Raw genomic sequence first — 12538 nt, 5'->3', positions numbered from 1 at the left:
GTCAGCCCTCTTTTCTTGCCATGTCCCGCAGGGTGCGGCGGATGATCTTGCCGGTGGTGGTCATCGGCAATTCCTTGATGAAGGCGATCTCGCGCGGATATTCATGCGCCGAGAGGCGGTCGCGCACGTGGATGCGGATGGCCTCTTCCAGCTCCGGCGATGGCTTGTGGCCATCTGCCAGCACCACATAGGCCTTGACGATTTCCGTGCGCAGCGGGTCCGGTTTGCCGATGACGGCAGCCAGCGCCACGGCGGGATGGGTCAAAAGACAGTCTTCGATCTCGCCGGGGCCGATCCGGTAGCTGGCGGAGGTGATGAGGTCGTCATCGCGCCCGGTGAAGTGGACATAGCCATCGGCATCCATCTCGCCCTGATCGCCTGTCGTCATCCAGTCGCCGATGAACTTTTCCGCCGTTGCCTCCGGCTTGTTCCAGTAGCTCAGGAACATCACCGGATCGGGCCTGCGGATGGCGATCTGTCCCAGCGTGCCGGGCGGCAGGGGATTGCCCGCCTCATCGATCACCGCCACCTCATGGCCGGGAATGGCAACGCCGATTGCGCCCGCCCGGCTGATGCCGAGCCCCGCACAGGAGCCGAGCACCGCGTTGCATTCGGTCTGGCCGTAGAATTCATTCACGGGCAGGTCCAGCTCAGCCTTCGCCCAGTCATAGGCCTCGCGGCCCAGCGACTCGCCCGCAGACCCGATGCTGCGCAGGGCAAGGCGGAAGCGCTTGCCGGGGCTGTCCACCGCCCGCAGCATCTTCAGCGCCGTGGGCGGGATGAAGGCATTGCGCACGCCCTCCCGCTCCATCAGCGCAAAGGCGGCTTCCGGGTCAAACTTGCGGGCGGCATTGGCAATCACCGGAACGCCCAGATGCAGCGCGGGAAAAAGTGCATTCAGCAGCCCGCCCGCCCAGGCCCAGTCGGCCGGCGTCCACAACAGATCGCCCGGTTGACCGAGAAACTCCTGCGACAGCTCGATGCCCGGCAGATGGCCTAAGAGCACCCGGTGGCCATGCAGCACGCCCTTGGGCTGGCCGGTGGTGCCGGAGGTGTAGATCATCAGCGCCGGATCATGGAGGCTTGAGTCTACGGTTGCGAAGCTGTCCCGCGCCTTTGCACACAATGCAGAAAGGCTCTCGCTGCCGCTTTCCGGCATGCCGGTGGTGATCAGCAGCTCCAGCCCCGGCAGATCTGCCTTGAGCGGCAGCACCTTGCCAAGGCCCTGATCATTGGTGATCAGCGCCCGCGCGCCGGAATCTCCCAGCCGGTAGCGCAAGGCTTCTGGCCCGAAGAGCGCCGCCAGCGGAACGACAATCGCCCCCATGCGGTAGACGGCGAGATGGGCAATAGCGGTCCAGGCACATTGCGGCAGCAGCAGCGCCACCCGGTCACCCTTCGATATGCCTTTTGCAGACAGCGCGTTGGCAAGCTGGGCAGAGGCGCGCTCAAGCGCCGAATAGCTCCAGTCCGTGGCCTTGCCGTCTTCGTTAATCTCGCGGATGGCCAGCCGGTCTGGTTCAGCGGCAGCCCAAGCCTCGCAGGTGGAAGATGCGATGTTGTAGCGCTCAGGCAGCTGCCAGGTGAACTGGCGCCGCAAGCTGCCGAAATCTGCTGCCCGCTGAAGCATGGCCTTGTCCCGTCACAAACCGGAGGCGGAGCCTATCCCCCTCCGTGCTGCGGTGCAATAACCTTGGCAAAGCTGACAGTCCATCCGGCCAAAGGTAGGGTCAGTTCAGCTGCACCAGCGCAAGATTGAGCGCCGTGGCAAAGCTGACCCAAGCGGCATAGGGCACGAAGAGCAGGGCGGTCAGCCTGTCGCGCTGCCAGCCTGCGGCAATAAAGCCGAGAATTGTTGCCAGCAGTGCCAGAATGATCCCGAGCCCTGCATCCAGCCGGTGCAAGGTGAAGACAGTTGGGCTCCAGGCGAAGTTCAGCACCATTTGAAGGACCCACAGCCGGAACAGGCTGGAGCCTGTGCCGGTTCCAAAGCTGCGCCAGCCGGCAATGCCGATGAGGATGTAGAGCACGGTCCACGCAGGCCCGAACAGCCAGTTGGGCGGGGTGAAGGAGGGTTTGGCGAGCCCGGCATACCATTCGCCGGGCAGGTTCGTTGCGCCGATCAGCAGCCCGCCGCCTACGCTGATGACAAGAAAAACGGCGAGAAGGGGGAGCGATGGCTTGCGTGTCATTACGTGTCTCCAGAGGTTTGGAAATGGGGTTCGCGTCCCGTTTCGTCTGTTCCCTCAGATCAGTCAGCACCGGCGCGGGGAGCTGCCGCGCTCATGTCTCTTCCATGGCCTCCACATAGTACCACCGGCCGGATTTCTTGCGGAAACGGCTGAGTTCCCGGTGGGTGTGCAGCTGCGCAGCCGAAAGATAACGCGCCTCGAACAGCACCGTTCCATCCCGGTCATCCGGTCCGCCACCGGTGGTCTTCAGCACCTTGAGCCCCGTCCACCGGCTCTCCGCCGCCCAGCGGGCAGTTGCCGCCTCGTCAAAACCCGGCTGATATTTCGGCCAGAACGTTTCCTTCAGATAGGCAATGTCCTGCATCACATAGGCGCTATAGCGCGAGCGCATCAGCTCCTCCGCCGTCCCCGCCACAACCTTTCGCGCCAGCACCGGCCCGCAGCAAAGGGCAAGGGCCTGGCCGGAACCGCAGGGGCAGGGGGATGCATCAGTCATGAGGGGAGCCTGCAATGGAAAGGATCGGAGCCCGATATCTAGCGCGGATGGGGGAGGGCGTCACCTGCGGTCGCTCTGAAGCAGAAAGCGTGCCCTTCACGAGAGGGCTGGTGGAGCCGAGGGGAGACTTTCTTTTGAGGGAAAATAGGCCAGTGAAATCAATATTCTCTTGCTAAATCAGGGGGTTGTGGGTACGCACCTTGGGTACGCAAATGGGTACGCAGAGGTATCAAATGGGCCGGTCTTCCGATGGTGACACACGCTTCCTAGAGCTTCACGGCGGCCAGTGGCGGGTGACGATATCGGTCCCCCGTGACCTTCACGACCGCCTGCCAACACGGCTGAAGCGGTCGCTGAACACGGACAGTCTGGCCGTGGCCAACCGGCTGAAGTGGCCGGTCATCGCAGAGCTGAAGGCAGAGATAGAGAAGGCCCGTGGTGAGGGGCTGAAGGCGCGGCATATCCGGCAGGGTCTGGAAATGGCAGCGATGCTGAAAGCGGCCCGTTCAGATGAAGAGCGGGAAGCTATCATCGACGGCTTGTACATGACCGGGGATGACCTGCGGGGGCCGGAGATTGGCGAACGGATTGATGAAGAAACCGGCGAGCCCGTGCCTGTTTACGACCCCAGCCGGGAACGGGTGGCGGGTGAGTTTGTCCGGGTCGCGCTGGGCATGGTCACGCCTGTTGACCTTCACCACCCTGCGTATCTCGCCAGTCTGACTGTGAAGCCACGGACACGGGCAGATGATGAAAGGGCCATGAAGTACCTGAAAGCGTGGTGCCAGAGTGAAGGCGTGGACCCGTCCCTTCAGGCAATCAATCGGAAGGCCGCTGTCCGGTTCATGGACGCGCTACCCAGCATGCGGGAAGGGCTTACGCCCGTGACCCTGAACAAGTACCTACGCAGGCTGTCTTGTTACTGGCAGTGGCTGGAAAAGCGGGACGAGGTGGAGAACAACGTCTGGCAAGGCCTCACGCTTCCCGAGCCGGACAAGAAGCCGGAGGAACGGGAAAGGCCATTCACGGATGAAGAGATTGTCAAACTGCTGACCGGCAAGACCACCCAGCACATGCACGACCTCATGCGCATTGGAGCCCTCACCGGGGCACGGATTGACGTGATTGTGCGCCTGAAGGTTCGTGACTGTCAGGAAGGCGTCTTCATTTTCCAGCCGCAGAAGAGGGAGAAGGCAGAGCGGATAACGCCAATCCATTCCAGCCTTGTGCCTATCATCGAACGCCGGTCCAAGGGCAAGAGCCCGGACGATGACCTGTTCCCCGAATGGCGTCCGGTCAAAAAGGCGGACTCACAGCGGGAGCGGTCCTTCAAAGCGTCGAACCAGTTCACCGATTACCGGCGGGCTGTGGGGGTGGATGACAAAGTTCCGGGGAACCGGAGAGCCCGGACCAACTTCCATTCGTTCCGCCGCTGGTTCGTCACCAAGGCCGAAAGAGCGGACCAGCCGGAACACATCATTGCAGCCGTGATCGGCCACAAGCGAAGCGGCATGACCTTGGGCCGGTACTCAGCTGGGCCAATGGTGGAACAGGCGAGACGCTGCGTGGAAGCTGTCCGCCTGCCAGAGTTGCCGGAACAGGATGGCGATTAACTGGCGGCAGGCGACTAGCGCCAAGGAGCGTGAGAAACGGGCTCTGGAGAGCCGTTCTGGTCTGGCTGGTATAGACACGCCAGCGGCAGCAGAACGCGACTCCAGCCCCTGTTTCTGAGTCTTGGCGGGGCTCACCGCAGCCGCAGCAGCAACTGAAGCCCTCACCATGTCCAGCCGGGAGATTGCCAAGCTCACCGGGAAGCAGCACGGCCACGTGAGGCGAGACATTGTGGCCATGCTGACTGAACTTCATGGTGCAGGGGGTCTCTCCAAATTTGGAGACACCTACCGCAACAAGCAGAATGGCCAGACATATCCGTGCTTCAAGCTCCCCAAGCGCGAAACCCTCATTCTCATCTCCGGGTATTCGACGCGCATCCGCGCCCGCATCATCGACCGCTGGATGGAGCTGGAGGCAGAGGCTCAGGGCCGCGAGGCGAAGGAAGGATCTCCCGCAGTCCGATTGCTGGAGTAAGAATACCCCCGATCTGTTTGTGGGTAAACGTGGATACCCCCGGATGAACGCTCTCTGTATCAGACACAGAAAGGGCAGATGTCCGTATCAATCATCTCCGAGAGCGGCCTTGGGGAGTTCAACTCACCAACCGCCAGCGGGTGGCGGGTATGCGGGGACCAGCCCCATACAGCATCACATGACCAACCTCACCACCTTTAACTACCTCTCCAACACCGTTCGCGTAGTCGAGATCGACGGCCAGCCGTGGTTCGTTACCAAGGATGTCTGCGAACTCCTGGGCTATCGCCCCCACCCGAATGGCGGTTATCAGAACGCACTGCGACTTGTTTCTACGGACGAAAAAAAGGTCTTGGAGAAGAGCCACTCTTCTGGTGAGTGGGTCTTGTTTGAAGGTACCGCTGCTCGGGCTTCCCTCATCTCGGAGTCCGGCCTCTACAAGCTCATCGTGCGCTCCGACAAACCGGAGGCCCGCAAGTTCCAAGACTGGGTCACCCGCGAAGTGCTGCCCGCGATCCGCAAGGATGGCATGTACGTGGCCGGTGAGGAGAAGCTGAAGACCGAATGCCCAGTGGCTGAGCGCCAGCGGCTGGCGAGATGGAGAAAATCCACAGGTTTATAACGTACACATTTATGTTTTTATTATTTCCTTTCCCGGCTCTTCCTGCGGTGTTCGAGTATGTGGAATATATTCACTTGTGGTTCTATTCCATGTGTGGATGTAATGACATTATTTTTCTCTGATTGAAACTTGAATTCACCGATTCCGTTCGTGTATCCGTTCCTCACTGTTCTTGCTGTTGGCGGTTTTGCTACGGGCAGTCTTGCCAAGGGCAGGAACGTGATGACAACCGGCAACACGGAACGACAGCCATGGAAATCACTATCGAAACACGCCGCCACTTCCTGAAGCTCTGCATCCTGTCCGTCTTCACCTTCAGCTTGGAGACGGGAAGCTTCGTGTTCACGTGCAGCCGCAAGCACTGGTTCGAGCATGACGATGGAACGGCAAGGCGGTGGGTGTTCGAGAAGAAGGTCCAGCGAAGCGGCCAGCGTTCAGCCCAGCGCCCGGCAGAGCGCCAAGGAGCGTAAGAAACGGGGGCTGGAGAGCCTTTCTGGTCTGGCTGGTGCATCCATACCAGCGACAGCAGAACGCGACTCCAGCCCCTGTTTCTGAGTCTTGGCGGGGTGCTGTTGGCACGGAAGACCAAGCCGCTTAACTGCGGCATGTCGAGGATCACTCTGGCCTGATTGTCCTGCGTGAAAGACCACAACCCTTAATTACCCGCCCCCTAGGGTAGAAGAGGAGAGGGGCCGGAATAAAGAGGAGGAGAGGGGGATTGATGAAAACAGACCGCCTCTCCCGATGTTTTTATGCTGATGATGATGGAGATGAACCTTGATCAAGTCCGCCAATAGGTGACCTGAAGGTTCTCATGAGGATCACATATAGGGAGCCTAAATAGACAGCCCTCAGGCTGTTCCCTGAGCAGAGTGATCTTCATCATCATCCCCCATCCTCCGCCCCCCTCCATTGTCATCATCCCAAGATGATCATGACTGAACCGGCATGCCCTGCGGCAACTCAACATCTGAGAATGTGGTGGTCATGGTCATCCCCGTCCTTCGTTGCTCATCGAGAGATAGATGAAAAACATGACACCACCCGTCTTCACCATCACGGTTGAACCGCTGATGCCCGCCGATCAGCCCAGCGCCCAGCGAGGCGTCCGGGCAAAGACCTACCGCGTCTTTGTCGATGGGGACCAGATCACCGAATGCTCTTCCAGTCCTCTGCATACCGCCTGCCTAGCAGGTACAGGAACCGACCCACGAAAAAGGCGAGGCCGAGCCCTGCGCCGATGACTAGGATAGCGGGCAAGATCTCAACCTTCGGGTCAGTGAGTAGAAAAAAGACCGTCACTACAGCGATGCCCAAGCCCAACAGGCAAACCAACGAAAAGACGGTAAGGACGAAGAGCAGCCACATGCTAGCGCCCACGGTCCAAAGCCTTGGCTTAGTCGCTCTCAGCCAATCGCTGAACTCGCCGGACTCGGACCGAAGCCACGTCAGCAGTTGGAAGGCCACCACGAAAACCAAGACAGTGGCGACCGTCGGCAGAGTGTTAGTTTCCCAGGCGATCAAACCAAGCAGGCCAAGTGCGACGAGGAAGCACAGCCCAAGAAGTACCAGCCAGAACCGGGCAATCAAAAGGATCGCGAAAAAACCGATTACAATGCCAGCTGCAATCTCAAACATGTCACCTACAAGGCAGGCGCCTCAGCCCCCAACGCTTCTAGCAATGTAATTTAACATAGTATGGAACCTGTTTTGAGGCAAATGAAAATGATTTTTGCTAACAGGCAGTCTCTCTATTTCATCCGTTTCAGTAGATTTATCTCGTGGGCAGATGCAACATAGACCACCTCTCCCGATGATTTTATGATGGATGAGGGAGGAACTGGATCATCATCCTCCCTCTCTCATCCACCTTCCCAGGACCGCCTGAGAGATCCTTTAGGAGTCCCTAGTAGGCCCACCGTTACGGTCCTTCCGTTCCTTCCACTTGTAGTGCCCGTACTCGATCACAGCGCCCGTCAGAACCGCATACATAAAAGCGTCCTCAAAGCCAAGGAAGACGGTGATGGGGAGGGAGAGGACTGTCATCAGCAGTGTAAACCCGCTTATGGGCCACCCGAACATACCGTCCCCGCGTTCCTTCTTACGCTTCTCCATGAGCTTCCTCGCAGTTGATATTGCAGAGGAATCTTAGCGAGGGCCGGGAGAGGCGCTCAAGGGTACCCGAAATGTTTTCAGCAAAACTCTGAGAGCCCAAGATCAATATAACGGATCGCAGCTTCCCCCCGGTGGGGTGGGGTGACCATGGACCGTGGTCTTCACCCGCCACGGGCGTTCAGACGGCATGCCTGCTGCACCGCCCCAGACTTGGGGCCGTCTCATACACAGCAGACCTGCTGGCTACGCATCAGCCTATCAGCTTGGCCGCTAGACCGCCTGTCTTCAGCCACTGGCGTTCAGTCCGTGCTAGGTGTCTCGCTTGTCTCAGTTGGGTATACCCCTGAGAGGCAGAACTGTGAGACGTTAGGGCTGCCTCAATAGGGTTGACTTGGAAATTATGAGACGGTATCCATTCATGGTCTAGACCCTATTGAGACAGAGGTGATCAGGATGGCCGTTTATGGATATGCCCGTGTGAGCACACAGGATCAGGACTTGACCATTCAGGTTGAGGCCCTGAGGGCGGCAGGCTGTGAGATTGTGCGGGAAGAGAAGGCGTCCGGTACTTCCCGCGAAGGGCGGCAGGAACTGGACACGTTGCTTGCCTTCCTGAGGCCGGGCGACACGCTCATGGTCACCCGTGTTGACCGCTTGGCCCGGTCCATCGCAGACCTGCAGGACATTGCCAAGCAGCTGAAGGCCCGTGGTGTTGCGCTGAAGGCAACTGAACAGCCCATCGACACCAGCACCGCAGCAGGCAAGGCCTTCTTTGACATGCTGGGTGTGTTCGCTGAGTTCGAGACAAGCCTTCGCCGGGAACGGCAGATGGAAGGCATTGCCAAGGCCAAGGCCGCAGGCGTCTACAAGGGGCGCAAGCCGTCCGTAGATGCACAAGCTGTCAAAGCACTGGCCGCTGAAGGACTGGGCGCTACTGAGATTGCCGCCCGTCTGGGCATTGGCCGGGCCAGTGTCTACCGGGCGCTGGGCGCAGGCGCGTGAAAGCCAGAGGCTGAGCGCCAGCGGCTGGAATGGCTGCGTGGTCCTTTCTCAGGGGGTGATAATGCCTTTTCGCCGGGGCCTGTCAGAGGCCCATCCGATAGGCCTTCAGATGCCCCCGCTAGGCCGCTTTTCTGGGTACGCAGAATGGGTACGAATCTGGGTACGCACCTAATCTAACCCATCTGCTAAGATATTGAAAATGAAGAGAAAATCAAAATAAAAAACCTGCTGGTGGAGCCGAGGGGAATCGAACCCCTGACCTCTGCAGTGCGATTGCAGCGCTCTCCCATCTGAGCTACGGCCCCTGAGCAGGTGGCGGAATTTAGGAGGGGCTCCGAAGATCTGTCAAGCACGTGGTTCTACGCCCTGCCGTGTCCTGCTTGTGCTGGACGGCGCGTGTCCCCGCCCGTACCGGAGGCGCCGCGCGCCGGTCAAGGCGACTGCAAGTGCCCGTCACTTAATCCTGTTCAAGATGATGCCTTGCGGCGGCAACGGTGCGCCGCTACATCATGCAGAACGGAACGTCATTACAAAGCGGAACTCATTCATGCGCGCACTTCTGGACGTGGTCCTGCTGATCCTGCAGCTCTATACCTATGTCATCATCGCCAGCGCGATCTTCTCCTGGCTCTATGCCTTCAATGTGGTGAACATGAGCAACCAGTTCGTGGCGACCATCGGCCAGACGCTTTATGCGCTCACCGAGCCTCTGCTGCGCCCGATCCGCCGCGTGGTGCCTTCGGTTGGCGGGCTGGACCTTTCGGCCATCGTGCTGCTGCTGCTGATCTTCCTGCTGCAGAACGTCATCATCCGTTACATCTACCCCGTCGTCTTCTGATGACGGGGCCGGAAAGGCCCTGGCGTGCGGTCAAGGACGGAGTCAGCGTCGATGTGCGCCTGACGCCGCGCTCCGGTCATGACCGGGTAGACGGCCTGTCCGCCCTGTCTGATGGCCGCCAGGTGCTGGCGGCGCGTGTGCGGGCCGTGCCGGAAAAGGGGGCGGCCAATGCCGCGCTTGAGGTGCTGATGGCCAAGATCCTTGGCCTGCCCAAATCTGCCGTATCCCTCGCGGCGGGCTCCACCGCCCGAATCAAGACGCTGCATGTGGCCGGGGAGCCGGACACGCTGATGGCCGCGCTTGAGGCGGTGTGTGGCGGTTAAGCTCTTTTCGCCGGGCCGTGATCAGTCTTCGATCTTGCGCGCTTCGTCCGGCAGCATGATCGGAATGCCGTCCTTGATCGGATAGGCCAGCTTGGCGGCGCGGGAGATCAGTTCCTGCGCATTGGCATCATATTCCAGCGTGGTCTTGGTCAGCGGGCAGACCAGAAGCTCCAGCATCTTGCGGTCGATCTGTCTGGCACTGTGGGAAGCGGCGGTTTCCGTCATCTGGGCGTTCCGGTCTTTCGAGGCTTATTGAAGGGTCGGGCCACCCTCATGGCCTGCGCTGCGCGCCAGGTCAATCTCGGTGATGGCGACCAGCGTTTCGGCGCGGGTCTTGAGGTCGGCGGCTTCCAGCATGGCCTGCTTTTCGGCCGGGCCGTAGGGGCTCATCATGCACAGGGCATTGACGAGCACTTCCGTCTCTGCGCGCTCCACACTGTCCCAGTCCGCCTCCATATCGTGGGCGTCGAGATAGGCGCGGAAGGCGCGCAACAGCCCCTCCCGGTCCACGTCACTTTCGCCCCGGCCTGACTCAAGATCGGGCAGATAGGGCAGGAAGTCACAAGCCACCTGCCGGAAGGGCGTCATGGCCGGCAGTTCTTCGGCGATGCGGAAGCGGGCGATGCCCTGCAGCGAGATCAGGTAACGGCCGTCGCCGCTTTCCTGAAAAGAGGTGATCCGCCCGGCGCAGCCAACGCTGGACAAGGCCGGCTTCGCCCCGTCCTGTACGTCAGTGATGGATGGCTGCACCATGCCGATGAGCCGCTGGCCTGCAAGGGCCGCATCCACCATGGCCAGATAGCGCGGCTCAAAGATGTTCAGCGGCAGCTGCGTGCGCGGCAGCAGCAGGGCGCCGGACAGCGGGAAGACGGGCAGCGTCGCGGGCAGGTCCTTGATACTCGTGTAGCTCGCGTTTCCTGCCTTCATCGTGTCACCTCGCATCTTGTTGTCCCTTGGCGGAAAACGCCCGTCACGGGACATATAGGTCAGGAGAACAGCACTGACGACAGCTTGCGGCGGCCATAATTGGTGGCCGGCTCCTTCGGGCCCCAGGCCTCGAAGAACTGCAGAAGCTGCTTGCGGGCGCCATCCTCGTTCCAGCTGCGGTCACGGCGGATGATGCCGATCAGGTGATCGACGGCACCCTGATGGTCGCCGCGCCCGTTCAGTGCCAGTGCCAGATCGAAGCGGGCCTGATGGTCGTCCGGATTGGCTTCCACCTTCGCCTGAAGCTCACCGAGGTCGCCCAGCTGCCCGGCCTGTTCGGCCAGATCCAGCGCGGCAAATGCGGCGATGACTGCGCCATCCTTGCGGGCCTCTTCCGGGATCATCTCCAGCGCCTGCCGGGCGCGGGCCAGATCCCCGGCACCCAGATAGCAGCGGGCAAGACCGGCGAGGGCGCGGGTGTTGGCGCCGTCCATCTGCAGCACGCCGCCGAACATCTGGGCGGCCTGGCCGTAGTCCTTGGCCTCCAGCAGCGTCTCGCCTTCTGCCAGATAGGCGTCTACCGGGGACGCCGGAGCGGGGCCCGCCACGCGCTCGATGAAAGCCTTGATCTGGCTCTCTGTCTGGGCACCCATGAAGGCATCGACCGGCTGGCCGTTCTTGAAGGCGACGACAGCCGGAATCGACTGGATGCCGAGCTGGCCTGCGACTTCCGGGTGGTCGTCAATGTTCATCTTGGCCAGCAGCACGGCACCTTTGGCAGCCTTGACGGCAGCTTCCAGCGCCGGGGTCAGCTGGCGGCAGGGGCCGCACCAGGGGGCCCAGAAGTCCACCAGCACCGTCTGGCTGCGCGAGGCTTCCAGCACAGCCTTTGCAAAGGTGGGGGTGGTGACGTCGAAGATCAGATTGCCAGCGCCTGCGGGCTGAGCCTGTGCCTGGCTTTGGGGCTGCTGGCTGCCATAGCCGGAACCGCCGTAGCCGCCGCCGAAGGAGCCGCCGGCCTGACCGCCCATGCTGAAGTTTCCACCGCTCATCGTCGTTTTCCCTTGTCGTCACAAGGACGGCCCAACCGCTTGATGCGTGAGCCGTCAGGTGTTCGCTTTGTCCTTAACATGGCGCGGCTGGGGGCGAATTACAAACCCTGCGCCTTCGCCTCTTCTGTGACCGCGAGCACTTGCGGCTCATGCCCGCAGGCGCGGGCAAAGGAGAGGAGGCCGTCGCGCGAAATGGTCGTGGTGGCGTCGTTCGACAGCGGGTGGAAGTTCAGCACCTCATGCTGCATCATCGCCGCGTCGAAGATTGGCGTCACGCGCTGCGCTTCACGGTCATTGTAGAGGCCGAAAGGCGTGACCGAGCCCGGGACCACGCCAAGGCACTCCATCAGCTGGTCAGCATTGCCAAAGGAAACACGGCCCTGTCCGCCGATCAGCGTATGGATCTGCTTCAGATCCACCGTGGCATCATGCAGCACCACCACCAGAAAGATGCGGCCCTTCTTGTCCTTCAGGAAGAGGTTGCGTGTGTGGGCGCCCGGGATCATGGCATGCACGTCCTCGGACTCGGCCACTGTAAACACCGGGCGGTGATCCGTGGTCTTTGTCTCAAGGCCAAGGCTGTCCAGAAATGCCAGCAGCTCGCTGCGTGTTGCCATCATGCCGTCTCCCGCTTCCTGCCCGCCGCAAGGGCGCGCAAAATCTCTCTCTTTCCATGCTTCTAGCTGATCAGGGTCTTGGGCGGCAAGGTTTCCAGGGGGCTGTCAAACGACACACCGCGGCCTTCTGTCCACAGTCCTTCCACACGGGGGAAAAAGCCGTAGCCGGGTCAAAAAAGCCTGTTGCATTCGCAGGCGGCTTGGTTCATATACAGCCCACCTCAGCGGCGGGCCTTCGAAAGACGGCTTTCTGCGGCGCTTAAGCG

The 12538-nt window shown here is 60.8% G+C and carries 15 protein-coding genes and 1 tRNA gene; 7 read left to right on the top strand and 9 right to left on the bottom strand.

Going from position 1 to position 12538, the window contains the following annotated elements; translation table 11 throughout:
* Window position 1: 1 nt before the first annotated feature.
* The 3 genes from V6L75_RS13995 to V6L75_RS13985 form a co-directional block, all read right to left on the bottom strand.
* Entirely contained in the window at window positions 2-1630 is a 1629-nt protein-coding gene (locus V6L75_RS13995; protein WP_334252104.1) for an AMP-binding protein, read from the bottom strand.
* A gap of 100 nt (window positions 1631-1730) precedes the next feature.
* On the bottom strand, window positions 1731-2192 hold the full coding sequence (locus V6L75_RS13990; RefSeq protein WP_334252103.1) for a TspO/MBR family protein: 462 nt from the start codon (window positions 2190-2192) through the stop codon (window positions 1731-1733).
* A gap of 91 nt (window positions 2193-2283) precedes the next feature.
* Window positions 2284-2688 carry a YchJ family protein gene (locus V6L75_RS13985; RefSeq protein WP_334252102.1) on the bottom strand — a complete coding sequence of 135 codons (405 nt, stop codon included), beginning with the start codon at window positions 2686-2688 and terminating at the stop codon, window positions 2284-2286.
* Window positions 2689-2921: 233 nt separating this feature from the next.
* On the opposite strand from V6L75_RS13985, the gene V6L75_RS13980 reads away from it, so the two are divergent.
* The 4 genes from V6L75_RS13980 to V6L75_RS13965 all read left to right on the top strand — a co-directional run bounded on the left by V6L75_RS13980 (window position 2922) and on the right by V6L75_RS13965 (window position 5868).
* The gene (locus tag V6L75_RS13980) at window positions 2922-4301 is read left to right on the top strand and encodes a tyrosine-type recombinase/integrase (RefSeq protein WP_334252101.1); all 1380 of its coding nucleotides are present in this window, start codon (window positions 2922-2924) and stop codon (window positions 4299-4301) included.
* 166 nt (window positions 4302-4467) lie between these two features.
* A complete protein-coding gene (locus V6L75_RS13975; RefSeq protein ID WP_425498771.1) occupies window positions 4468-4776 on the top strand; it encodes a Rha family transcriptional regulator in 309 nt (102 codons plus the stop codon).
* Window positions 4777-4954: 178 nt separating this feature from the next.
* Window positions 4955-5398 (top strand): BRO-N domain-containing protein, encoded by a 444-nt coding sequence (locus V6L75_RS13970; RefSeq protein ID WP_334252100.1) that lies wholly within the window; start codon window positions 4955-4957, stop codon window positions 5396-5398.
* Window positions 5399-5649: 251 nt separating this feature from the next.
* Window positions 5650-5868 (top strand): hypothetical protein, encoded by a 219-nt coding sequence (locus V6L75_RS13965; protein ID WP_334252099.1) that lies wholly within the window; start codon window positions 5650-5652, stop codon window positions 5866-5868.
* Window positions 5869-6547: 679 nt separating this feature from the next.
* On the opposite strand, the gene V6L75_RS13960 is transcribed toward V6L75_RS13965, so the two are convergent.
* Window positions 6548-7036, bottom strand: a complete 489-nt coding sequence (locus tag V6L75_RS13960) for a hypothetical protein (RefSeq protein ID WP_334252098.1) — start codon at window positions 7034-7036, stop codon at window positions 6548-6550.
* Window positions 7037-7966: 930 nt separating this feature from the next.
* Between V6L75_RS13960 and V6L75_RS13955 the strand changes: the two genes are divergently transcribed.
* Window positions 7967-8515: a recombinase family protein gene (locus V6L75_RS13955; protein ID WP_334252097.1), complete on the top strand. Its 549-nt coding sequence runs from the start codon at window positions 7967-7969 to the stop codon at window positions 8513-8515.
* Window positions 8516-8744: 229 nt separating this feature from the next.
* Here the strand turns inward: V6L75_RS13955 and V6L75_RS13950 are convergent.
* Window positions 8745-8820: transfer RNA gene (locus tag V6L75_RS13950), tRNA-Ala, on the bottom strand.
* Between the two features lie 242 nt (window positions 8821-9062).
* Between V6L75_RS13950 and V6L75_RS13945 the strand changes: the two genes are divergently transcribed.
* Together V6L75_RS13945 and V6L75_RS13940 are read left to right on the top strand one after the other, a co-directional pair.
* Window positions 9063-9353, top strand: coding sequence for a YggT family protein (locus tag V6L75_RS13945; RefSeq protein WP_050473899.1), 291 nt, complete (start codon window positions 9063-9065; stop codon window positions 9351-9353).
* Entirely contained in the window at window positions 9353-9676 is a 324-nt protein-coding gene (locus V6L75_RS13940; RefSeq protein ID WP_334252096.1) for a DUF167 family protein, read from the top strand. Before V6L75_RS13945 ends, V6L75_RS13940 begins: the two co-directional genes overlap by 1 nt.
* Window positions 9677-9697: 21 nt before the next feature.
* On the opposite strand, the gene V6L75_RS13935 is transcribed toward V6L75_RS13940, so the two are convergent.
* The 4 genes from V6L75_RS13935 to V6L75_RS13920 all read right to left on the bottom strand — a co-directional run bounded on the left by V6L75_RS13935 (window position 9698) and on the right by V6L75_RS13920 (window position 12275).
* Window positions 9698-9901 (bottom strand): Trm112 family protein, encoded by a 204-nt coding sequence (locus V6L75_RS13935; protein ID WP_019965359.1) that lies wholly within the window; start codon window positions 9899-9901, stop codon window positions 9698-9700.
* Between the two features lie 24 nt (window positions 9902-9925).
* Window positions 9926-10603, bottom strand: coding sequence for an LON peptidase substrate-binding domain-containing protein (locus V6L75_RS13930; RefSeq protein ID WP_334252162.1), 678 nt, complete (start codon window positions 10601-10603; stop codon window positions 9926-9928).
* A 59-nt stretch (window positions 10604-10662) separates the two neighbouring features.
* Window positions 10663-11655: a thioredoxin gene (gene trxA / locus V6L75_RS13925; RefSeq protein WP_334252095.1), complete on the bottom strand. Its 993-nt coding sequence runs from the start codon at window positions 11653-11655 to the stop codon at window positions 10663-10665.
* A 98-nt stretch (window positions 11656-11753) separates the two neighbouring features.
* A complete protein-coding gene (locus V6L75_RS13920) occupies window positions 11754-12275 on the bottom strand; it encodes a prolyl-tRNA synthetase associated domain-containing protein (protein WP_334252094.1) in 522 nt (173 codons plus the stop codon).
* Window positions 12276-12538: the final 263 nt, after the last annotated feature.

Source organism: Pannonibacter anstelovis (assembly GCF_036881715.1).
Classification (GTDB): Bacteria; Pseudomonadota; Alphaproteobacteria; order Rhizobiales; family Stappiaceae; genus Pannonibacter; species Pannonibacter anstelovis.
This window is presented reverse-complemented; position numbering and strand designations above follow the sequence as displayed.